The following is a 19868-nucleotide window of genomic DNA, read 5'->3' as shown; positions in this document are numbered from 1 at the left end:
GCCACCCCACCTGATCAGCAACCGTTTCCTCTGATTCCTCAAAGGATGACTTGTCCGATGACCCAGAACCTGGCCGACACCTCCCGGCCCGCCGCAGCGCCGACCGCCGCGAACGCCGGTGAGAGCAGAGGCTGGTGGCGTGACGCGGTCATCTACCAGGTGTACCCGCGCAGCTTCGCCGACTCCAACGGCGACGGCATGGGCGACCTGCCCGGTATCCGCAGCCGCCTGCCGTACCTGCGCGACCTCGGCGTGGACGCGGTCTGGCTCTCGCCGTTCTACGCCTCCCCGCAGGCCGACGCCGGGTACGACGTGGCCGACTACCGCGCGGTGGACCCGATGTTCGGCACCCTGCTGGACGCCGACGCGCTGATCCGCGACGCCCACGAGCTGGGCCTGCGGATCATCGTCGACCTGGTGCCCAACCACTCCTCGGACCAGCACGAGTGGTTCCAGCGCGCGCTGCGCGAGGGCCCGGCCTCCCCGCTGCGCGACCGCTACCACTTCCGCCCCGGCAAGGGCGAGACGGGTGAACTCCCGCCCAACGACTGGGAGTCCATCTTCGGCGGCCCGGCCTGGACCCGGACGAAGAACCCCGACGGCACCCCCGGCGACTGGTACCTGCACCTGTTCGCCCCCGAGCAGCCCGACTTCAACTGGGATAACCCGGCGGTCGCCGACGAGTTCCGCTCGATTCTGCGGTTCTGGCTGGACATGGGCGTCGACGGCTTCCGGATCGACGTGGCGCACGGCCTGGTCAAGGCCGACGGACTGCCGGACATAGGCTCGGGCGACCAGCTCAAGCTGCTCGGCAACGACATCATGCCGTTCTTCGACCAGGACGGCGTGCACGAGATCTACCGCTCCTGGCGGAAGATCCTCGACGAGTACCCGGGGATGCGGATCGGCGTCGCCGAGGCCTGGACCCCCACCGTCGAGCGCACCGCCAACTACGTCCGCTCCGACGAGCTGCACCAGGCCTTCAACTTCCAGTACCTGAGCACCTACTGGGATGCCGCGGCCCTGCGCGAGGTCATCGACACCTCGCTGGACTCGATGCGCCCGGTCGACGCCCCCACCACCTGGGTGCTCTCCAACCACGACGTCACCCGGCACGCCACCCGCTTCGGCAACCCGCCCGGCGGCACCCAGATCCGCACCCCCGGCGACCGCGAACTGGGCCTGCGCCGCGCCCGCGCCGCCACCCTGCTGATGCTCGCCCTGCCCGGCTCCGCCTACCTGTACCAGGGCGAGGAACTCGGCCTGCCGGACGTCACCGACCTGCCGGACGAGGTCCGCCAGGACCCGTCCTTCTTCCGCCAGGCCGGTCAGGACGGCTTCCGCGACGGTTGCCGGGTGCCGATCCCGTGGTCCGGCACCGAGGCCCCGTACGGCTTCGGGCCGGTGGCGGGCGGGCCGTCCTGGCTGCCGCAGCCCGCCGAGTGGGCCGAACTCAGCGTCGAGGCGCAGACCGGGGACCCGACCTCCACCCTGGAGCTCTACCGCTCCGCCCTCGCCGTCCGCAGGGCCCAGTCCGCGCTCGGCGCGGGCAGCGAGGTGACCTGGCTGGACAGCCCCGAAGGCACCCTGGCCTTCCGCCGGGACAGCGCCGAGGGCGCCTCCTTCGTGTGCACCGTGAACACCACCGCCGAACCCGTCACCGTCACCGCCCCCGGCAGGGTCCTGCTCAGCTCGGTCGGGAGCACCGAGGTCACCGGCGGTCAGGCCGTGCTGGAACCGGACAGCACCACGTGGTGGGCGGTCTGAGATGGTTGCAATAGGCTTCGGGACCGTGACTACGGCGCGACTCTCGGACATCGCGGCGCAGGCGGGGGTCAGCGAGGCCACCGTCAGCCGCGTCCTCAACGGCAAGGCGGGCGTCTCCGCCACCACACGGCAGAACGTGCTGGCGGCGCTCGACGTGCTCGGCTACGAGCGGCCGACCCGGCTGCGCCAGCGCAGTGCGGGCCTGATCGGTCTGATCACTCCCGAGCTGAGCAACCCGATCTTCCCCGCGCTGGCCCAGGTGATCGAGCAGGTGCTCAGCCGCCACGGGTACACCCCGGTGCTGTGCACCCAGACGCCGGGCGGGTCCACCGAGGACGAACTGGTCGAGATGCTGGTCGACCGCGGCGTGGCCGGCATCGTCTTCGTCTCCGGGCTGCACGCCGACACCACCGCCGACCACGACCGCTACGCCAAGCTGACTGGCCGCCAGGTGCCGTTCGTGCTGATCAACGGCTACAGCGAGAAGATCTCCGCACCGTTCATCTCGCCGGACGACCGGGCCGCGATGTGGATGGCCGTGCAGCACCTGGTCGAGCTCGGCCACGAGCGGATCGGACTGGCGGTCGGCCAGCGCCGGTACGTCCCGGTGATGCGGAAGATCGAGGGCTTCACCGCGGCCGTCCGGGAACTGCTCGGCAGGACCGAGGAGGAGGCCGAATCCCTGGTCCACCACACGCTGTTCAGCGTCGAGGGTGGACACGCGGCCGCGGGCGCCCTGCTGGACCAGGGCTGCACCGCGATCGTCTGCGGCAGCGACATGATGGCGCTCGGCGCGATCCGCGCGGTCCGCCAGCGCGGTCTCTCGGTCCCGCAGGACATCTCGGTGGTCGGCTTCGACGATTCGCCGCTGATAGCTTTCACCGAGCCGCCGCTGACCACCATCCGTCAGCCGGTCGAGGCGATGGCCACGGCCGCGGTGGACGCGCTGCTGGAGGAGGTCGGGGGGAACCCCGGGCAGCGTGCCGAGTTCATGTTCCAGCCGGAGCTGGTGATGCGGGGCTCCACCGGGGCCCGGGCGCACTGAGGGGCTGGGAAGGCTGAAGACCCGGAGGTAGTGAGGCTCCGGGTGTGCGTCGGCCCGTCGGGTTCTGCCCGGCGGGCCGACGCGCTGCCGTTTCGGGGTTCGAGGGGCGCGCCGTCATGGAAGTGCGCGCTGCCACGGGGCCGGTGCCTGTTCTGGTGCGCAGTCACGGGCCGGTGCCCGTGCTGGGGCCTGCACCGTCCCCCGGATGGAGCAATGCCGGGTCCGAGGGCCATCGACCGTCCGTTGAGCCCGTCTGCCGGACACCGGCGGGCAAGGGGGTCTCGGCTCGCGCTGCGAGTGGGCCCGCCGGTCGCCAGCATCGAGACATGAGAGCTGGTCGGACGGGGGAGAACGCAGCGGCACCGATCTGGCGCAGGCGGTTGCTGCTCGGCGGTGGACTGCTGGTCGCCGGGGCGGTCGTCTACTTCGCCTGGGCCGCGACGATCCCGCGCTGGTGGGCGCAGCGGGTGGGCAACATGGTCAACGGGCACCTGAGCGCGGGACTGCTGCTGGGGCTCGTCTTCGGGATCTGCTTCACCCTGCTGCCGCTGCTGGCGGCGTGGGCCGGCCTGCACCGGCGGCGGCCCTGGAAGGTGACGCTGGCCTGGTTGGTGCTCGCCCTGCTGCTGGCGATGCCGAACCTCTGGACGCTCGGCATCGCGGTGGGCAGCGGCAGCGCAGCGCATGCCGGAGAGCGGGTGATGGACGTCCGGGCGCCCTGGTTCCGCGGCTCGACCCTGATCGGCGCGATCATCGCGGCCGTGATCTTCGCGGGACTGATGGTCTTCACCCGTGCACGCTGGCCCGGGCGCGGCAAGAAGCCGGGCAAGGGTAGGGGCAACGGCAAGGACCACGGCGAGAGTGCGGCCGACGAACCGGGCAGCGCGGGGTGACCGTCCCTCAGCCCTCCTCGGTGGCGGGCCGTCCCTGGCCGACCCGGTGCGCGTCGGCGGCGTCGCCGGTACGGGCCTCGGTACGGCGGCCGGTGGCCAGGTAGTCGCGGACGATCAACTCAACCGCGTCCTGCGGACTCCTGGTGCCGGACAGCAGCATCGCCTCGATCGCCAGATCGCTGTCGAGACTGACGGTGACCTTCGTCATGGCGTTCCCCTTCCTGTGGCTGCAGGCGCAACCGACGTTAGAGGGTGGGGAACCGAGCCACCAGCCCGCGCGGCACACGGGTTCTCCGAGCATCTGATGCGGTGCCCGCCCGGCGGCGCGGGGAACCACGAGCGGGCGGGGGACCGTGCGACCGAGCCGCCCCGTGCACTCGGGATCCGGTGAGGCCGCTGTCCCCGGCGCCGACCAGAGCACCGGGGACAGCGGCCTCACGCGGAGAGCCGGGACCGTCAGACGCGGCCGGCGAAGTCCGGGGCGTAGTTCGCGATGGTCTCGACCTTCACGCCCGCCTTCGGGTTGGCGGCCTCGACGTACTTGCCGTCACCGATGTAGATGGCGACGTGGTAGACACCCGAGTTGCTGCCGTTGTTGGACCAGAACAGCAGGTCGCCCGGCTGCAGCTTGTCCAGCGACACCTTGGTGGTGACGTCGGCCTGGTCGGCGGCGACGCGCGGCAGCGAGATGCCGGCCTGGCGGTAGGCGGCCTGGGTCAGACCGGAGCAGTCCCAGCCGCCGTCGCTGCTGCCGCCGTAGACGTAGGCCTGGCCGACCTTGGAGAGCGCGAAGTTGACCGCGGCGGCCTTGCTGCCGGTCGCGGTCGCGGCCGGAGCCGGGGTGGCGGGCTTGGCCGGAGCCGGCGCCGGAGCCGGGGTGCTGGAGCTGCTCGGCTTGGCGGCCGGCTTCTGGGTGTCCTGCTTCGGAGCGGCGGCCGAGGTGCTGCCGAGCGCCAGTTGCTGGCCGGGGAAGATCATGTCCGGACCCTGGGGCAGCACCGACTTGTTGAGGTCGTACAGCTTCTGCCAGCCGCCATCGACATTGTTCTTGGTCGCGATGGACGACAGCCAGTCGCCCGCCACCACGGTGTACTTGGCGCCGCTCGCGGCCTGCGGGGCGGCGGCCGGGGCGCTCTTCGGCGTGGCGGCCGGAGCCGGGGTAGCCGGGGCGGCGGGAGCCGGGGCAGCGGCTGGCGCGGAGGTGTCGACCTGGGCAGGAGCGCTGTCCTTGGTCAGACCGGCCTTGACCGAGCAGACCGGCCAGGCGCCGGGGCCCTGCGAGGCGAGGACCTTCTCGGCGATGGCGATCTGCTGCGCCTTGGTCGCCAGGTTGGCCTGCGGGGCGTACTGGGTGCCACCGAAGGCGGCCCAGGTGGAGGCGGTGAACTGCAGGCCACCGTAGAAGCCGTTGCCGGTGTTGATGCTCCAGTTGCCGCCACTCTCGCACTGGGCGACCTTGTCCCAGGTGGAGACGGAAGCGGCGGAGGCACCGGAGGCAGCGAGGGCGGGGATCGACAGGCCGAGACCGACCACACCCGTGGCGGCGATCAGACGGCGAGCACGCTTGTTGGCGTTGATGGGCAGCATGAAGGTGCGTTCCTCTCCCACGCCTGCGAGGTGAGCTGTCGGATTCGGGCTGGAGTTGCCCGGCCGTGCTGCGCACGGCTTCACCCCTAGCCCGGAACCGGCCGAATACTGGCCGGCTCTCGGGCGACTTACCTGGTTCCCCCGCCCCTGCCGTCGGTGCGTTCTGCGGTGCCAGCTGCTCCGGCGGCAGGACTCGGCGTTCCGGAAGAGCTGGGTCCGTGTGTCAACGAACGGAGAGCACGTTAAGCAGACTTAAGTTGAATCCGCAAACACCTGTGAGTTCCCTCACAGGCCATTCGCGGATTCCTCAAGATCGAATGCACGCCGGCATTTCCAGGGAATCCGATGGGGCTCTTTCAGGTATGCGGCCCGAGTGGGAATCTGCCTTCCTTTCAGGTGATGCCGCGGCATTTTCGGGGGGTCGGGGCGACCAGTTGTGAAGGTTTTGAAAAGCCATGATGGGGAGTGGGGTCCGGGTCAATGCGGCCCACTGGAGAGGGTGATGGCAAATGTCCGAATTGCGAGTCGATGCGGCAAATGTCGCGCGGGGGTTTGCCAATTCGCCATCCGACTCCGGCCGCACGGCTCCAGGGGTCCGCACCCCGCTCGACCTGGGCCGAGCGGGGCCGCGGACCCCTGGGGATCCCGGAAACGCCGAGAGGCCCCTCGCGGGGGCCTCTCGTACGGTCTTGTCGGGTGCTCAGTCGGCGGGCTGCTCCGCGACGACGGCCGGGGCCTCGCCCGGGCCCGGGATGTTGAGTGCGGCCAGGTAGGTGGACGCGATCAGCTGACCGACGGTCGGGTAGGCGCCGAGCGGGGCCGCGCTCGGGCAGCCGGTCTCCTCGGCTGCCGCGGCCAGCAGCTCGGGATCGGCCTCGGGGCCGATCACCAGCGGGGCCAGTGCCGGCCGCTGGGATCCGGTGGCCTTCAGGTGCTCGACCGCGGCGGCGACCGAACCCGGCACGTCCAGGGCGGCGGCCACCACGGGTACCGCGAGCCGGGCGGCCAGCAGTACGCCGGTGATCCCGGCCGCCGCGGCGGACTCCTCGCCGCCGACGGTGGTCAGGACCACGCCGTCCGCCGCAGTGGTGATGGCGAACAGGCGCGCCCGGTCGGCGCGGGCCAGGCCGGCCTCGGAGAGCCGTACGTGCACCGCCTCGGCCAGCAGCGGGTGCGGGCCGAGCACATCGGTGACGGTCGCCCCGGTCTCGCCGGCGAGCTTGTGCAGGGAGGTCAGGAAGCCGTGCGGGCCGGCCAGCAGCGGAATCACGACCGGCGTGGGCATGCCCGCCTCGGTGGCCTGGGCGAGTACCTCGGCCACGGTCGGGGCGGCCTGGCCGTCTCCGTCCGCGACGTCCTCCGCCGTGTTGGCGTCGGCCTGTTCGCCGGCCAGGTAGCCGGCCGCGGTCTCGATGCCGGGCTGCTCGCCGCGCACGATGGACAGCAGTTCCTCGACGATCGGGCTCGCCTCGGGCCCGGCCGCAGCGGGGACGGCAAGCACCAGTGCCGGGGAACCGGCCGGGATCTCGGGGCGCTCGGGACGGCGGTGGCGCCCCCGCGCACGGGAGCCTGGAGTGCGGACGGGCAGTGGCGCGCCCGGGATGGCTGCGGTGCTCATGGCGGAGATCGTAGGACATTCGGCAGGCGGGACTGCATCCGGATCCCCAGAGTGGGCGCCTAACCCGCGCAAAATCTGGACAATTGCCATCAAATTACCCAATCCTTGCTGACGACCTGTTGCTCCGCGCAACCGAAAAGCAGTCAGTTGCCGTCCTGGGTGACGTGCCTCACAGGTGATCGCGGGGTGCGGCGCGGGTGTCCGGTGCCGGGCGCACGAAGATCAACACGGTGGCGCGGGCCCGGTACGGGCAGTCATCGGACGAACTGTGATTCGCTGGACTATGTCCACTTACGTTCCGTCAAAGCCGAACCAAGTGGAGTGGTTGGCACACATTCCGACACGCTTGACTGCACGGGCAATGTCCCGTGCTGATGCACGTGCACTGGAGCTATCATCGCGTCAAGTAGGGCGTAAGCCCGGCAGGTCGGGAGAATTCGGTGCAGGAGATGCAGGAAACGTACAACGGCATGGCGGCTGCGGACCTCGAAGGTGTGGTGTGGCAGAAGAGCCGGCACAGCAATTCGCAGGGTAACTGCGTCGAGTTCGCCGCTCTGCCGGGCGGTGAGGTGGCGATGCGCAACTCGCGCTTCCCCGAGGGGCCGGCGCTGATATACACCCGGGCCGAGATCGCCGCGATGCTGCTCGGCGTGAAGGACGGGGAGTTCGACCATCTGACGGCCTGAACCGCCGTCAGCTCTGCGGCTAACAGGCCGTCGTGGGACCGTCAGCCACGACGGCCTTCATCGTCTTCGCGGGCATTCAGGGGCCGTCCGGGCCGTCGCGGCCCGCAGGGGGCTGGTCGGAGGAGTGCGGAGCCGAGTGGTTCGGGGTCGCTCGCGGACTCGCACCGGTCCACGGTTGCTGCCGGTTCGTGGTTGCCGCTGGTCCGTGGTTGCCGCCATGAGACCTGCGGGGTCGGCGGGACCGTGGCTCGGGAGTCGGTGGATGTGGCCGTCCGCCCGGATGTGCGGTGGGTCCCGAGGCCGGGTGGTGAACCGGCGGGATGCGACCGGCGGCTGAGGGGTGGCCGGGTCGCTCGGATGCGGTGGGTGGCGGCGGAGCGGCGGCCCACCCGGGGATGCTCGGCTCGATCGGCCGGGCCGGGCGGTTCAGGCGGAGCGGCGATGCCGACCGGACGGTGCCAGTGCCGGCTCGGGCTGAGCCTTGGCCTCGAACAGGGCCCAGACCACCTTGCCCGCACCGGCCAGCGGGTGCCAGCCCCAGGAGCGGCTGAAGGAGTCGACCAGGTGCAGCCCCCGGCCGGACTCGGCGACGAAGTCGGGCTCGCGGGCGATCGGGCCGGCGCAACTCGGGTCGCTCACCGCGCAGACCAGCTGAGGTGCGCGGTGCACCAGGCTTATTCGGATCGGCAGTGACTCGTCGGCGGCCTGTGGCGCACCCGTCGGCGCCAGGCCGGGGGCGATGGCCGACCACTCGTCCCGGCGGGCGCCGAGCGCGTGCCGAAGGGCGTTGGTCACCAACTCCGAGGCGACCAGGGAGACATCGTCGAACAGCTCACCGAGGCCCCAGCCGTTCAAGGTCGATCTGGCGAACTCGCGAGCGGTTCTGACGGCTTCGAAGCGTGGTGCGAGCGTGCAGGTGACCACGTGGGGGTCGGCCAGGACAGCCGTACCGGTGCCCATGAAGAGCTCCTCCCATAAGGGGGCGGACACGGCTGGACCCAGGGGGGTCATGCCGGTCACCTCCGACTCGCTCGGCCGCGCGCCAGCCTCCTCGACGGCCCACACGCGCGCACGCGCGCCCGACCGTGCTGCTGTGCGGCCGAGTGGGTGTGCGGAGTCGCGCGCGGGGTCGAACGTGGAGCCCGCGGGATTGCCAGGGATGTGCAGGTGCACGTGCACCATGGTCCTCTGCGCTCACTGCAGATGCAAGAGTCGATTCACGTGCAGTCGCACTATTGGCATATGCAAGCGCCGAATGCACGTGCATGATGGTGTTCCGGTGATAGATCTGATAGATCGTTCTGCCAGTACCGGCACCCAGAGCGCTCAACTGATGGCAGACTGTGCCCTGTTTGCCCTAGGCGGAGGTTTCGACGGCATGACCACAGTCCAGCCCAACGGTGGTTCGATGGTGCGCCGCATCCTCCTGGGCTCCCAACTGCGCAGGCTGCGCGAGGGGCACGGGATCACTCGCGAGGATGCCGGCTACCAGATCCGCGCTTCCGAGTCGAAGATCAGTCGTATGGAGCTCGGCCGGGTCAGCTTCAAGGAACGCGACGTGGCCGATCTGCTCACCCTCTACGGTGTGCACGACGGAGCCGAGCGGGAGGCGTTGCTCGGCCTGGTCCGCGAGGCCAACAAGCCGGGCTGGTGGCACAGTTACAACGATGTGCTGCCCGGCTGGTTCCAGACGTACGTCGGCCTGGAGGAGGCCGCCACACTGATCCGCACGTACGAGGTGCAGTTCATCCCCGGCCTGCTCCAGTCCGAGGAGTACGCGCGTGCCGTCTTCGGGCAGACCCGGCCCGTACTCAGCAACGAGGAGCTCGAACGCCGGCTCAGCCTGCGGATGCGCCGCCAGAAGCTGCTCACCGAAGGCCAGAGCCCCCGGTTGTGGGCGGTCATCGACGAGGCCGCGCTGCGACGCCCGGTCGGTGGGCACGGTGTGATGCGCCGTCAGGTTCAGTACCTGATCGACGTGGCCGAGACGTCCAACGTGGTGATCCAGGTGATGCCGTTCCGGTTCGGGGTGCACGCCGGCGAGAGCGGCGCGTTCAGCATCCTGCGCTTCCCCGAACAGGACCTGGCCGACGTGGTCTACCTGGAACAGCTCACCAGCGCGCTCTACCTCGACAAGCGTGACGACGTCGACTCCTACGTCCAGGTCATGGAACGGCTCTGCGTCGACAGCCTGACCCCCGACCAGACCATCGACCTCTTCAGGTCGATCCTCGCCGAGAGCTGATCCGAGCCCGGAGCGGCTCCGGGGCGCAGGTGCCCGGCGAACGGGGACAAGAAAGACTTCGGTCGCTTCGCAGCGGGCCGGTCGCGCGGGCGAGTAGGGCCCGTCGCCCCGGTCGCCGAGCGGATGCTCAGACGCGGACGGACAGCTGGGGCCGGAGCGGGGCCTGCGGCTGTGGCGGGACGCCGAGTTCCCAGGCGAGCCCGTAACGTGCGAAGAGGTCGGCCCGGATCGGGGCCAACGGTAGTGCGGCGCCCGGCAGCAGCACGCCGATGCAGCCGCCCATCAGCGCACTGCGCAGCACCGCGTGCTCCGCGACCGGATCCTCCGCACCCCAGTCCTGCAGTAACTCCCGCAGGATCGCCCCGAGTCGCTGCTGTTCCGGGTCCTGGACGAAGGTGCCGGCGTCCGGATCGAGGATCAGTGCGAGATGCGAGCGCATCACCCGCGGGTGGTCCAGGGCCAGGCCGAGCACGGCGTCGATGGCACGTGCCAACCGGGCCTCGGGGCCTGTGCCGGGGGGTAGTTCGGCCAGTACCGCGGCGAGCTCCAGGTGCATCAGCCGGTGGGTGGCGGCCTGCATCAACAGCCGTTTGCCGTCGAAGTAGTACGACAGCAGCCCCCGGGCGAGCCCGGCACGTGCGGCGATGTCGCTGAGCGTCGTCCCGACGTATCCGTTCTCGTCCACCAGCTCGATGGTCGCCCGCATGATGCGCCGGCGGGAGCGCGCACGCATCTCCTCGTTGACCGATTCCCCGCGAGGTGCCATCGTGTCTGCTCCGTACGTTGACTGGCTCTCGGCCAATATACTGGCGGGGCCAGGTCCGCCGTGCCCGAACCCGGGGAGATCCGTGTCCGGACCACCCCCGCTGCTTCCCAGCGGGCGGACCCGTACGGCGAGTCGACTCCACCAACACGGGGGTTTGGTGGAGTCGGCTCTCAACGGCACCGCACTCGCCCGGTGTTGGAGCGCTTCCTGTTCGTGCCCGATCGCCGATGAGCGGTCCTGAGCGTCATTGCCGCGGACGCCTGGTGTTCCTGATCCCGCCTGCCGGGGCATCGCCGTCCGTGGGGCGACGCAGGGGCGGTCGGGACGGGGCGTCAGAACAGGGTGGCCAGTCCCGGTGCGACGGCCAGCAGAACGACGGCGGCCGGGGCCGCGAGGGCGGTGATGGTCAGCCGCAGGCGGTGGTGGACGGGCAGGCGCGGTTCGCCGGCCAGTAGGCGGTCCACCCGGCGCGGTGACTGGGCCAGTTGCTGTGGCAGGCAGGACCCGAACAGCCCGCGGCCGGAGTTGAGTTCGACCAGGGCGAGGGCCGTGGTCACCCGGCCGTGACGGCGGGCCGCACGGTCGTCTGCGGCCAGTTCGACCAGCTCCCCGACCTGGGCGCGGAAGGCGCTGAAGACCCCCACCCCGGGGAAGCCGGTGGCCAGTGCCTCGGCGCACTGGGCCAGCCAGTGGTGCCTGGCCCGGACATGGCCGCGTTCGTGGCTCAGCACGGCGGCCAGCTCGTGGTCGCTCAGCTGCCGGAGGGCGCCCGTGGTCACCACCAGCCGGGCGCCGGGGCCCGGCAGGGACCACGCCTCGGGGCGCGCGTTCTCCAGCACCACCAGCCGCTCGCGGGCACTCCTGGCCCGGTCAGCGGTCAGTTCGGCGGGCAACTCGGGGGCCCGGTGGCGGAGTTCGGCATGTCGGTGGTCGCGCAGCGCACGGGCGGCACGCACCTCGCGGGTGAAGGAGACCGCCGTCCACACCCCGCCGAGTGCCAGCAGCCCGGCGCACAGCCGTCCCCAGCCCTCCGAGCCCGACAGGCCGTACGCCGCCTCGACCTCCCTCGGTGCCCCCGTGAAGAGCAGTGCGCGCAGTTCCGGCAGCGCGGCCGATGCGGCCAGCAGCAGGCCGAGCACACAGCACAGCAGGACGGCGACCACCAGACACTGCCAGGCCCACAGGGCGAGCACGGGTTCTCGCTCGGCCCAGCGCGCCCGGGCCAGCCGCCCAGGAGCGACGGTGGCCAGCAGTGTTCCGAGCAGCAGCAGGCTGAGCAGGGCCGTCATGTCGAAATGCTCCCCCAAGGACGCGCGGGAGCGCGGCATCGCGCTGCCCCCAACCTATGCGCTGCCAAGTCCTCGGGGAACGTCCTTGACACGCAGGTGACCAACACCACTGGGCGGCCAGCACTGAACGCCTGTCAGCGGCGGCGGGTGGACTCCTCGGGGTAGGTGGGGCTTGCCGGCGGATGGGGCGGGGCCGGGCAACAGGTCAGGGATCGGACATGAGGATCAGCAGTCGTGCCCTCCTCCCGGCGCCCTCCGGCGGACCGAGCGCGGTTCGGCCTCCCGGGCCGACCCGCCGACGGGGGAGCGGCACAGGCACCGGGGCCCGGCCACCCGACCATCCGTCGTGCCCTGGCCCCGGGCCGCGTCGAGCGGGCCGCGCACCCACCGCGGGCGGCAGCCCCCACCAAGGGCCGGCCACCGTCAGTGCGGTCTCGGCGACGGTGGCCGCGGGGACGGCGATGTCCGGGGCCGGCAGTGCTCGGGTGATCATCTTTGGTTGCGACGGTAGGCGGACCGCCGGTGCGACCGGAACCGCCGAAAGTCCAAGCCCGTCCGCCGAGCCGCATGCACCGCACGAGCGGCCTTCCCGGAGTCACATCGACAGCAGCATCGCGAACATCCCGACACCCATGGCCAGTCGGCAGGCCCGGGAGACGCCGTCGGTCGTCCCGGCGTCGCCCGCTGCCACAACCGCCCCGTGCGGTGTGGTCAGCAGCCGGCTGCCGCTCCAGAGCGCGTAGCAGCCGAAGTAGAGCAGCAACGCGCCAGTCAGCAGCGGCAGTCCGGATGGCGCGCCGTGGTGGGCGTGTGCGTGGTCGTGCGCCGGCGCGTCGGCCATGGCGAGCGCCATGTACGTCATCGCGAGCGCGCCTATCCCGTGGTGCAGCCGGTGCGCCCGGAGGGCCGGACTGCCGCGGCGCAGTGCCGCGAACACCTGGGCGGCGGCGAGCAGCGCGAACAGCCAACCCCAGAGAACGCCCGGGCGCAGGGCCATGCCCGCCATGCCGATGCCCATCAACGCCTCGGTGGCCTCGGTCCGGTGGCCGGTGCGGCGGCCGGTGCCGCTTTGAGCGGCGCAGGACGGAGCTGGTCCGCACAGGCGGACCAGGCAGTACCCGCTGGACGCGAGGGCCAGTGCGGCCAGTAACCAGGTGACGAGTGCGGGTCCGTGCATCGGTGCACCTCTCGGCCGATCACGTTGTTCCCGTCCACGATCACCGATCAGGGATGGGCGTAGCAGGGCGCGTGCGGGGGCGCATAGAGGTGTTCGGGCCTGTGGCCCGCGGGGCAACTCCCCGGGAGCGCGGGAGACCGCGCGGGTCACCGGATGGCGCGGAGCGGTTCGCCGGACAACTCATCGGTGGCGAGAGGAAGCGCGGCTCGCGCGGTTCCGCTCGCCACCCGGGTTTCCGGAGGGTCAGGGCGCGAGGCGGCCGGTGGCGACGATACGGCTGAGGAACCGGCGGGTGCGGTCCTGCCGCGGGTCGCCGAAGACCTGCTCGGGCGGGCCCTGTTCGAGGACGGCCCCGTTGTCCAGGAAGCAGACCTGGTCGGCGACTTCGCGGGCGAAGCCCATCTCGTGGGTGGAGAGCACCATGGTCATGCCCTGCTCCTTGAGGTCCCGGACCACCGCGAGCACCTCACCGACGAGTTCGGGGTCCAGCGCCGCCGTGATCTCGTCCAGGAGCAGCAGCCGCGGCCCGGTGGCCAGGGCCCGGACGATGGCGACCCGTTGCTGCTGCCCGCCGGACAGCCGGTCGGGGTACTCCCCGGCCTTGGCGGCCAGGCCGAGCCGGTCGAGCAGTTCCCGCGCCCGGTCCTCCGCCTCGACCCTTCCCACCCCGTGCACCCGGCGCGGGGCGAGGGTGATGTTGTCCAGCACGGTCATGTGCGGGAAGAGGTTGTACGCCTGGAAGACCACGCCGATCCGGCGCCGGACGCCGTCCTGGTCGGCGCGCGGGTCGGTGATCTCCTCGCCGTCCAGGAAGATCGCGCCGTCGTCGATCTCCTCCAGCAGGTTGGCGCAGCGCATCAGCGTGGACTTGCCGGAACCGGAGGCGCCGATCAGCGCGGTCACCGAGTGGGCGGGTACGGCGAGTTCGACGTCGCGCAGCACCAGGTGGCCGCCGAAGCTCTTGCGGACGGCCTCCAGCCGGAGCACGGGCTCGGTCATACCGTTCCTCCCTGGTGCCGGCGGCGGTTCATCCGGGCCGTCGTCCAGTCGGTGAACCGGGTCATCGGGATGGTCAGGACGATGAAGACCAGTGCCGAGACCAGGTAGGGCGTGTAGTTGAAGGTCTGCGAGGTGATGATCTTCGCAGCGTAGACCGCGTCGACCACACCGCCGATGGAGACCAGGCCGGTGTCCTTCTGCAGCGAGATCAGGTTGTTGAGCAGTGGCGGCACCACCCGGCGGACGGCCTGCGGGAGCACCACGTACCGCATCGTCTGCGCGTTGCTGAGGCCCAGCGAACGGGCGGCGGCGCGCTGGCTGGGGTGGACCGACTGGATCCCGGCGCGGAACACCTCGGAGACGTACGCGGAGTAGGTGAGCACCAACGCCGCGCCTCCGAGCAGCAGCGGGTCGGTGATCACCCCGGTCAACCGCAGTGCGGGCACGCCGGTGATCATGATCAGCAGGCAGATGATCATCGGCAGGCCGAGGAAGAAGTCCACGTACGCGGCGGCCAGCAGCCGCACCGGCAGGAAGACCGGCCCGCGCAGGGTGCGCAGCACCGCCAGCAACAGGCCGAAGACCAGGATCAACACCCCGCAGACCGCCATCAGTTCGAGGTTGATCCGCAGGCCCCTGAGCACCTCGGGCAGCGCCTGCCAGGCGTAGTGCGCGTTGAAGAAGGTGTCCCGAGTGCGTTGCCAGCCTGGCGAGTTGACCACCACCAGGTAGAGCACCAGCGCGGTGCCGGTCGTGCTGAGCGCGGCGATCAGCGCCGAGTTCCTGGCCCGCCGCCGGTGGTACGCCTCACGGGCCAGCCGGCGGGCGGACGGGCGGTACGGCTCGTCCGCACCGTCGCCGCGCGTCCCGCCGTCGGACAGTTCGCCCGCCGCCGTGCGGGCGGTCACGTGAGCACCGGTGCCGAGACGGCGTCGGACAGCCACCGCTTCTCCAGCCCGGCCAGCGTGCCGTCGGAGCGCAGCCCGTCCACCGCCCGGCTGACGCAGCCGGTCAGCGCGCTGCCCTTGTCCAGCACCAGGCCGAACTGCTCGGCGCTGCTGCCGCCTTCCAGCTGCCCGACCACCTTCGCGTCCGTGATCTCGGCAGCGGTGATGTAGAGGGCGGTCGGCAGATCGACCACCAGCGCGTCGATCTGACCGTTCTTCAGCGCTGCCTTCGCCAGGTCGTTGTCGTCGAAGACTGCCGGCCCCTGGCCGGGCTTGATGACGTCGTTGATGCTCGCCAGACTCGTGGTGCCGACCTGGGCGCCCAGCTTGGCGCCCTTGAGGCCGGCCAGGCCGGCGGCCGACGCGAACCTGGAGCTCTTCAGCGCCACCACCGCCTGCCGCACGTCGTAGTAGCCCGAGGAGAAGTCCACCGTCTTCCTGCGGTCCTCGTTGATCGAGACCTGGTTGATGTCGAAGTCGAAGTCCTTGGCGCCCGGTGCGAAGGCCCTGTTGAACGGACTGACCACCCAGCTGACCTTGTCCTTGGGGTAGCCGAGCCGGTCCGCGACGGCGTACGCCACGGCGGACTCGAAGCCGTTCCCGTTCTCCGGCCGGTCGTCGGAGAACCAGGGGGCGTACGCCGGCTTGTCGGTGCCGACGGTCAGCGTGCCCGCCTTCCTGGTCGCCAGCGCGCCCTTCGGGCACCCGGCCGCGGTTCCCGCCGAAGCGGAGGCGGTGGCCGAGGAGGCGCCGCCGGCGCCCGCCTCCTGCGGGGCGCAGGCGGTGAGCACCGAGGCCGCGACGAGCAGTGCGGCGAACGGCGCCCGGCGGGCGGCACGCGAGCCGGGGGCATGGATCATGGCTGGACTCCAGGGGAGGGCGAAGAAGCGGGATCACGGACGCGTGCCCTCGGGACAAGGTGCCCACCGCGCGCGGTGAACACACCGGAAGCTCCCGGTGGCGGCGCTGCGGGGCGCGAGGCATGGTCGGCGTACGGCACCGTCTCCGCGGTGCCTCCCGGACCGGCGTCAGCGGCGACAGCAGCGGTCGTGCGCGCGGCGACAGGAGCACACCCGGAGCAGGTCGCGGTGGCAGGACGCCACAAGATCCGCCGGGAGCATGGCGGGAGGTTCGCACCCCACCGGGACGTCTGTCCACAGCCGTTCGCCAGATGTCCGGATGCCGGACAGCCGGCACCTTCGCATCCCTTCCCCGCCGACCCCCCTTGAACAGGAGAACCTTTCGAACCTATGGTGTCCGTGTCGAAATAACTTCTGTCGAAGTGAGTCTCAGATGCAGAATCTTTCGCCTAGGCTCGCTGTAGCGGCCGACCTTCCCGCAGCGACCTCGACCACCGAGCCCACCGGCCACGCGGCCAACCCCGCCTGGCTGCGACTCAAGGACGCCGTCGAGGCTCTGCGCCCGCTCCAGTCCAAGGACGGCTCCATCGACCTCGCGGCCGTCCAGCGCCACACGGTCGACCCGCTGATCGACACCGTGCTCGGGGCGATCGAGGAGCTCGCACCCTTCTTCCCGCACGACGCGGAGTACCTCACCGCGGTCCAGGCCGACCTGCGCAAGTGGGCCGACACCGGCTACCGCGAGCCCGACTTCCTCGACTCGCTGCTGGCATTCCAGCCCGCCGCGCAGCGCGCCGACGGCCTCGAGCACCTCGTGGTCTTCCCGATGTACACCCAGAACGGCAACCCGAACCGCAACCTCGAGGCCGTCCTGCTCAAGGTGGTCTGGCCCGAGTGGCTCGCCGAGCTCGAGCGCACCCGGTTCGACAACCCGATGTTCGTGCCGATCACCTTCACCGACTTCACCGCCGGGTACGACACCAACTCGGCCGTGCTGTTCCCCGAGACCGTCGCCGTCCGCAAGGCCCCCGAGCGCTTCACCTGGGGTGGCATCTTCTGCGACCGCGAGGCCGCCCGCTTCCGCGCCGTCTCCACCAGCGCCGTCGAGCTGCTCGGCCTGGAGATCCCGGCCGACGCCCAGGAGCTGCTCGCCGACCAGGAGCGCGCCCAGCAGACCTTCGTCCTGTGGGACCTGGTCCACGACCGCACCCACAGCCACGGCGACCTGCCCTTCGACCCGTTCATGATCAAGCAGCGCAGCCCGTTCTGGATGTACGGCCTCGAAGAGCTCCGCTGCGACCTGACCGCCTTCAAGGAGGCCGTCCGCCTGGAGGGCGAGGGCTACCCGCAGGGCCGCGACGTCCAGTACGCGATCCTCTTCGACCGCCTCTTCCGCTTCCCGGTCAGCGGCGACCGGGTGCGCAACTACGACGGCATGGGCGGCCAGCTGCTCTTCGCCTACCTGCACAAGCACGACGCGCTCCGCTGGCGCGACAACCGCCTCAGCATCGACTGGGCCCGCGTCGCCGAGGTCACCAACCAGCTCTGCGGTGAGATCGAGACCCTCTACCGCGACGGCATCGACCGGCCCAAGACCGCCCACTGGATCGCCGCCTACCAGCTGGTCTCCCGCTACCTCACCCCGCACCCGGCCTCCACCTGGGCCAAGGGCCCCGAGGCGCTGCCGCTCGACATCGCCGACGGCAAGGCCCTCAACAAGGCACTGTGTGACGCAGTCCTGCCCGACGAGTTCCCGTTGTCGATGTTCTACGAGGCCCTGAGCAAGAAGCTCAGCGGCGTCATCGCCGCCACCACCGGTATCACCGGCGCCGGCATCCAGGGGGCCGCCGCGTGAGCACCCGACTCGAAGGCAAGGTCATCGCGGTTGCCGGGGCCAGCGGTCTCGGCGGTCCGGCCGTCGTCCGCCGTCTCGCCGCCGACGGCGCCACCGTCATCGCCGCCGACATCGACCAGCAGCGGCTCGACTCGCTGGTCGAGTCCATCCGCGTAGCCGTGCCCGGCGCCAAGGTGACCGGTCAGGTGATAGACCTGCTCGACCCGCAGGAGGTCCACGACTGGGCCGACCACCTGGAGGCCGAGCACGGCCACGTCGACGGCCTGCTCCACCTGGTCGGCGGCTGGCGCGGCAGCAAGACCTTCTTCGACAGCCGCATCGACGACTGGGACTTCCTGCACGACCGCGTGGTGCGCACCCTGCAGCACACTTCGCTGGCCTTCCAGCCCGCCCTGGTCCGCAGCCCGGCCGGCCGGTACGCCATGGTCTCCGCGGCCGCGGCCCACAAGCCCACCGCCGGCGGCGCCGCCTACGCGGCCGCCAAGGCCGCCACCGAGGCCTGGACCCTGGCCATGGCCGACTCCTTCAAGAAGGAGACCACCGCCGACGACGGCGAGCCCACCGCCGCAGCTGCCATCCTGGTGATCAAGGCCCTGGTCAGCCCCGAGATGCGTGCCGATAAGCCGGAGGCGAAGTTCGCCGGTTTCACCGACACCGCCGACCTGGCCGACACCCTGGCGGGCCTCTGGGACCGCCCCGCAGCAGAACTGAACGGACAGCACCTGTGGCTGACAGCCCGATGAGCACCACCGGCGTCTTCGCCGGCGCGACGGACGCGGTACGGCGGCACGATCCCGCCGTCCGCGGTTTCGCGAGCGACAACTACGCGGGGGTGCACCCCGAGATCCTCGCCGCGATAGCCCTGGCCAACGAGGGCCACCAGATCGCGTACGGCGAGGACCAGTACACCGAGCACCTCCAGACGGTCTTCCGCAAGCACTTCGGCGACCGCGCCGAGGCGTACCCCGTCTTCAACGGCACCGGCGCCAACGTCGTGGCCCTGCAGGCCCTGCTCCCGCGCTGGGGCGCGGTGATCGCTGCCGGGACCGCCCACATCAACGTGGACGAGTGCGGCGCCCCCGAGAAGATGGGGGGCATCAAGCTCCTCACCATCATCACCCCGGACGGCAAGCTCACCCCCGAGCTGATCGACCAGCAGGCCTGGGGCTGGGGCGACGAGCACCGCGCCCAGCCGCTCGCCGTTTCCATCACCCAGAGCACCGAGCTCGGCACCTGCTACACCGCCGAGGAGGTCCGGGCGATCTGCGAGCACGCCCACGAGCGCGGCATGCTCGTCCACATGGACGGCTCGCGCCTGGCCAACGCCGCCGCCTCGCTGGACCTGCCGTTCCGCGCCTTCACCACGGACGCGGGCGTCGACGTCCTGTCCTTCGGCGGTACCAAGAACGGCCTGCTCTTCGGTGAAGCCGTCGTCGTCCTCAACCCGGACCGGGTCCGCGACATCAAGTACCTCCGCAAGATGTCGATGCAACTCGCCTCGAAGATGCGTTTCGTCTCGGTCCAGTTCGAGGCGCTGCTCACCGGAGACCTCTGGCTGCGCAATGCCGGCCACGCCAACGCGATGGCCAAGCGCCTCGAGGCCGCCGTCCGCGGGATCGACGGTGTGACCGTCGTCCGGCCGGCCGAGGCCAACGCGGTCTTCGCCGTGCTCCCGCGCGAGGTCAGCGAGCGCCTGCAGAAGCGTTACCGCTTCTACTTCTGGGATGAGCACACCGGCGAGGTGCGCTGGATGGCCGCTTTCGACACGACCGAGGCCGACATCGACGCCTTCGCGGCAGCGATCGCGGAGGAGATGGGCCGGGTCTGACCAAGCGGCCGGGCTCGTCGTCGCCCCTGTCCGGGACCCGTGGGGGGCTCCGGGCGGGGGCGATTTGCTTGTCGGGGACCGGACCCGTAGAGTTCCGGAGTCGCACCGAGAGGGGCGACAAAAAGCGAGTTCGATGGAATTCGCTCCGGAAAACGGAGCGAAAAGCATCTGATAAGCTGGAAACACGAAAGAACGAAGCGCCCGGAGGATCCGCTGGAAGGCGGTCCGAAGGAAGCGTCCGTTCCTTGAGAACTCAACAGCGTGCCAAAAGTCAACGCCAGATATGTTGACATCCCCGGCCTCGGA

18 protein-coding genes and 1 riboswitch are annotated in these 19868 nt (G+C 70.9%); of the genes, 8 read left to right on the top strand and 10 right to left on the bottom strand.

What is annotated here, in order from left to right; all coding sequences use genetic code 11:
• Positions 1 to 57: 57 nt before the first annotated feature.
• The 3 genes from ABD369_RS08995 to ABD369_RS08985 all read left to right on the top strand — a co-directional run bounded on the left by ABD369_RS08995 (position 58) and on the right by ABD369_RS08985 (position 3705).
• Positions 58 to 1767, top strand: a complete 1710-nt coding sequence (locus ABD369_RS08995; RefSeq protein WP_344635741.1) for a glycoside hydrolase family 13 protein — start codon at positions 58 to 60, stop codon at positions 1765 to 1767.
• 1 nt (position 1768) lies between these two features.
• On the top strand, positions 1769 to 2812 hold the full coding sequence (locus ABD369_RS08990; protein WP_344635740.1) for a LacI family DNA-binding transcriptional regulator: 1044 nt from the start codon (positions 1769 to 1771) through the stop codon (positions 2810 to 2812).
• Positions 2813 to 3138: 326 nt separating this feature from the next.
• Positions 3139 to 3705 carry a hypothetical protein gene (locus ABD369_RS08985; protein ID WP_344635739.1) on the top strand — a complete coding sequence of 189 codons (567 nt, stop codon included), beginning with the start codon at positions 3139 to 3141 and terminating at the stop codon, positions 3703 to 3705.
• Positions 3706 to 3712: 7 nt separating this feature from the next.
• Here ABD369_RS08985 and ABD369_RS08980 read toward each other — a convergent pair whose 3' ends face one another.
• From ABD369_RS08980 to ABD369_RS08970, 3 genes are all read right to left on the bottom strand, one after another.
• Positions 3713 to 3913 carry a hypothetical protein gene (locus ABD369_RS08980; RefSeq protein ID WP_344635738.1) on the bottom strand — a complete coding sequence of 67 codons (201 nt, stop codon included), beginning with the start codon at positions 3911 to 3913 and terminating at the stop codon, positions 3713 to 3715.
• Positions 3914 to 4161: 248 nt separating this feature from the next.
• Positions 4162 to 5292 (bottom strand): transglycosylase family protein, encoded by a 1131-nt coding sequence (locus tag ABD369_RS08975; protein WP_344635737.1) that lies wholly within the window; start codon positions 5290 to 5292, stop codon positions 4162 to 4164.
• A gap of 5 nt (positions 5293 to 5297) precedes the next feature.
• Positions 5298 to 5470: riboswitch (cyclic di-AMP (ydaO/yuaA leader) on the bottom strand.
• 522 nt (positions 5471 to 5992) lie between these two features.
• Positions 5993 to 6910 carry a sirohydrochlorin chelatase gene (locus ABD369_RS08970; RefSeq protein ID WP_344635736.1) on the bottom strand — a complete coding sequence of 306 codons (918 nt, stop codon included), beginning with the start codon at positions 6908 to 6910 and terminating at the stop codon, positions 5993 to 5995.
• Between the two features lie 449 nt (positions 6911 to 7359).
• On the opposite strand from ABD369_RS08970, the gene ABD369_RS08965 reads away from it, so the two are divergent.
• Positions 7360 to 7596, top strand: coding sequence for a DUF397 domain-containing protein (locus tag ABD369_RS08965; RefSeq protein ID WP_344635959.1), 237 nt, complete (start codon positions 7360 to 7362; stop codon positions 7594 to 7596).
• 426 nt (positions 7597 to 8022) lie between these two features.
• Here ABD369_RS08965 and ABD369_RS08960 read toward each other — a convergent pair whose 3' ends face one another.
• Complete coding sequence (locus ABD369_RS08960) at positions 8023 to 8556, bottom strand: ATP-binding protein (RefSeq protein WP_344635958.1); 534 nt, start codon at positions 8554 to 8556, stop codon at positions 8023 to 8025.
• A 418-nt stretch (positions 8557 to 8974) separates the two neighbouring features.
• Between ABD369_RS08960 and ABD369_RS08955 the strand changes: the two genes are divergently transcribed.
• The gene (locus ABD369_RS08955) at positions 8975 to 9841 is read left to right on the top strand and encodes a helix-turn-helix domain-containing protein (protein WP_344635735.1); all 867 of its coding nucleotides are present in this window, start codon (positions 8975 to 8977) and stop codon (positions 9839 to 9841) included.
• Between the two features lie 127 nt (positions 9842 to 9968).
• On the opposite strand, the gene ABD369_RS08950 is transcribed toward ABD369_RS08955, so the two are convergent.
• The 6 genes from ABD369_RS08950 to ABD369_RS08925 form a co-directional block, all read right to left on the bottom strand.
• Positions 9969 to 10607: a TetR/AcrR family transcriptional regulator gene (locus ABD369_RS08950; RefSeq protein WP_344635734.1), complete on the bottom strand. Its 639-nt coding sequence runs from the start codon at positions 10605 to 10607 to the stop codon at positions 9969 to 9971.
• 332 nt (positions 10608 to 10939) lie between these two features.
• Positions 10940 to 11896: a M56 family metallopeptidase gene (locus tag ABD369_RS08945; protein WP_344635733.1), complete on the bottom strand. Its 957-nt coding sequence runs from the start codon at positions 11894 to 11896 to the stop codon at positions 10940 to 10942.
• A gap of 595 nt (positions 11897 to 12491) precedes the next feature.
• Positions 12492 to 13073: a DUF5134 domain-containing protein gene (locus ABD369_RS08940; RefSeq protein ID WP_344635732.1), complete on the bottom strand. Its 582-nt coding sequence runs from the start codon at positions 13071 to 13073 to the stop codon at positions 12492 to 12494.
• Positions 13074 to 13316: 243 nt separating this feature from the next.
• Positions 13317 to 14072, bottom strand: a complete 756-nt coding sequence (locus ABD369_RS08935; RefSeq protein ID WP_344635731.1) for an amino acid ABC transporter ATP-binding protein — start codon at positions 14070 to 14072, stop codon at positions 13317 to 13319.
• Positions 14069 to 14953 (bottom strand): amino acid ABC transporter permease, encoded by an 885-nt coding sequence (locus tag ABD369_RS08930; protein WP_425557571.1) that lies wholly within the window; start codon positions 14951 to 14953, stop codon positions 14069 to 14071. The genes ABD369_RS08935 and ABD369_RS08930 overlap by 4 nt, the downstream gene beginning before the upstream one ends.
• A 23-nt stretch (positions 14954 to 14976) precedes the next feature.
• Positions 14977 to 15879 (bottom strand): ABC transporter substrate-binding protein, encoded by a 903-nt coding sequence (locus ABD369_RS08925; protein WP_344635729.1) that lies wholly within the window; start codon positions 15877 to 15879, stop codon positions 14977 to 14979.
• A 433-nt stretch (positions 15880 to 16312) separates the two neighbouring features.
• On the opposite strand from ABD369_RS08925, the gene ABD369_RS08920 reads away from it, so the two are divergent.
• The 3 genes from ABD369_RS08920 to ABD369_RS08910 are packed head-to-tail and all read left to right on the top strand — an operon-like array spanning position 16313 to position 19562.
• Positions 16313 to 17734: a DUF6421 family protein gene (locus ABD369_RS08920; protein ID WP_344635728.1), complete on the top strand. Its 1422-nt coding sequence runs from the start codon at positions 16313 to 16315 to the stop codon at positions 17732 to 17734.
• Positions 17731 to 18477, top strand: a complete 747-nt coding sequence (locus ABD369_RS08915; RefSeq protein WP_344635727.1) for an SDR family NAD(P)-dependent oxidoreductase — start codon at positions 17731 to 17733, stop codon at positions 18475 to 18477. The genes ABD369_RS08920 and ABD369_RS08915 overlap by 4 nt, the downstream gene beginning before the upstream one ends.
• A complete protein-coding gene (locus ABD369_RS08910) occupies positions 18474 to 19562 on the top strand; it encodes a threonine aldolase family protein (RefSeq protein ID WP_344635957.1) in 1089 nt (362 codons plus the stop codon). The genes ABD369_RS08915 and ABD369_RS08910 overlap by 4 nt, the downstream gene beginning before the upstream one ends.
• The last annotated feature ends 306 nt before the right edge of the window (positions 19563 to 19868 follow it).

Origin of the sequence: Kitasatospora cystarginea (assembly GCF_039533515.1) — a bacterium.
Lineage (GTDB): Bacteria > Actinomycetota > Actinomycetes > Streptomycetales > Streptomycetaceae > Kitasatospora > Kitasatospora cystarginea.
Note: the sequence above shows the minus strand (reverse complement) of the source record. Positions and strands in the feature narration are given on the sequence as shown.

What these genes read in the sequence shown, in the direction of transcription:
- ABD369_RS08995 (WP_344635741.1), top strand. Translation starts at nt 58, where the DNA reads ATGACCCAGAACCTGGCCGACACCTCCCGGCCCGCCGCAGCGCCGACC.
- ABD369_RS08990 (WP_344635740.1), top strand. Translation starts at nt 1,769, where the DNA reads ATGGTTGCAATAGGCTTCGGGACCGTGACTACGGCGCGACTCTCGGAC.
- ABD369_RS08985 (WP_344635739.1), top strand. Translation starts at nt 3,139, where the DNA reads ATGAGAGCTGGTCGGACGGGGGAGAACGCAGCGGCACCGATCTGGCGC.
- ABD369_RS08980 (WP_344635738.1), bottom strand. Translation starts at nt 3,913, where the DNA reads ATGACGAAGGTCACCGTCAGTCTCGACAGCGATCTGGCGATCGAGGCG.
- ABD369_RS08975 (WP_344635737.1), bottom strand. Translation starts at nt 5,292, where the DNA reads ATGCTGCCCATCAACGCCAACAAGCGTGCTCGCCGTCTGATCGCCGCC.
- ABD369_RS08970 (WP_344635736.1), bottom strand. Translation starts at nt 6,910, where the DNA reads ATGAGCACCGCAGCCATCCCGGGCGCGCCACTGCCCGTCCGCACTCCA.
- ABD369_RS08965 (WP_344635959.1), top strand. Translation starts at nt 7,360, where the DNA reads ATGCAGGAAACGTACAACGGCATGGCGGCTGCGGACCTCGAAGGTGTG.
- ABD369_RS08960 (WP_344635958.1), bottom strand. Translation starts at nt 8,556, where the DNA reads ATGGGCACCGGTACGGCTGTCCTGGCCGACCCCCACGTGGTCACCTGC.
- ABD369_RS08955 (WP_344635735.1), top strand. Translation starts at nt 8,975, where the DNA reads ATGACCACAGTCCAGCCCAACGGTGGTTCGATGGTGCGCCGCATCCTC.
- ABD369_RS08950 (WP_344635734.1), bottom strand. Translation starts at nt 10,607, where the DNA reads ATGGCACCTCGCGGGGAATCGGTCAACGAGGAGATGCGTGCGCGCTCC.
- ABD369_RS08945 (WP_344635733.1), bottom strand. Translation starts at nt 11,896, where the DNA reads ATGACGGCCCTGCTCAGCCTGCTGCTGCTCGGAACACTGCTGGCCACC.
- ABD369_RS08940 (WP_344635732.1), bottom strand. Translation starts at nt 13,073, where the DNA reads ATGCACGGACCCGCACTCGTCACCTGGTTACTGGCCGCACTGGCCCTC.
- ABD369_RS08935 (WP_344635731.1), bottom strand. Translation starts at nt 14,072, where the DNA reads ATGACCGAGCCCGTGCTCCGGCTGGAGGCCGTCCGCAAGAGCTTCGGC.
- ABD369_RS08925 (WP_344635729.1), bottom strand. Translation starts at nt 15,879, where the DNA reads ATGATCCATGCCCCCGGCTCGCGTGCCGCCCGCCGGGCGCCGTTCGCC.
- ABD369_RS08920 (WP_344635728.1), top strand. Translation starts at nt 16,313, where the DNA reads ATGCAGAATCTTTCGCCTAGGCTCGCTGTAGCGGCCGACCTTCCCGCA.
- ABD369_RS08910 (WP_344635957.1), top strand. Translation starts at nt 18,474, where the DNA reads ATGAGCACCACCGGCGTCTTCGCCGGCGCGACGGACGCGGTACGGCGG.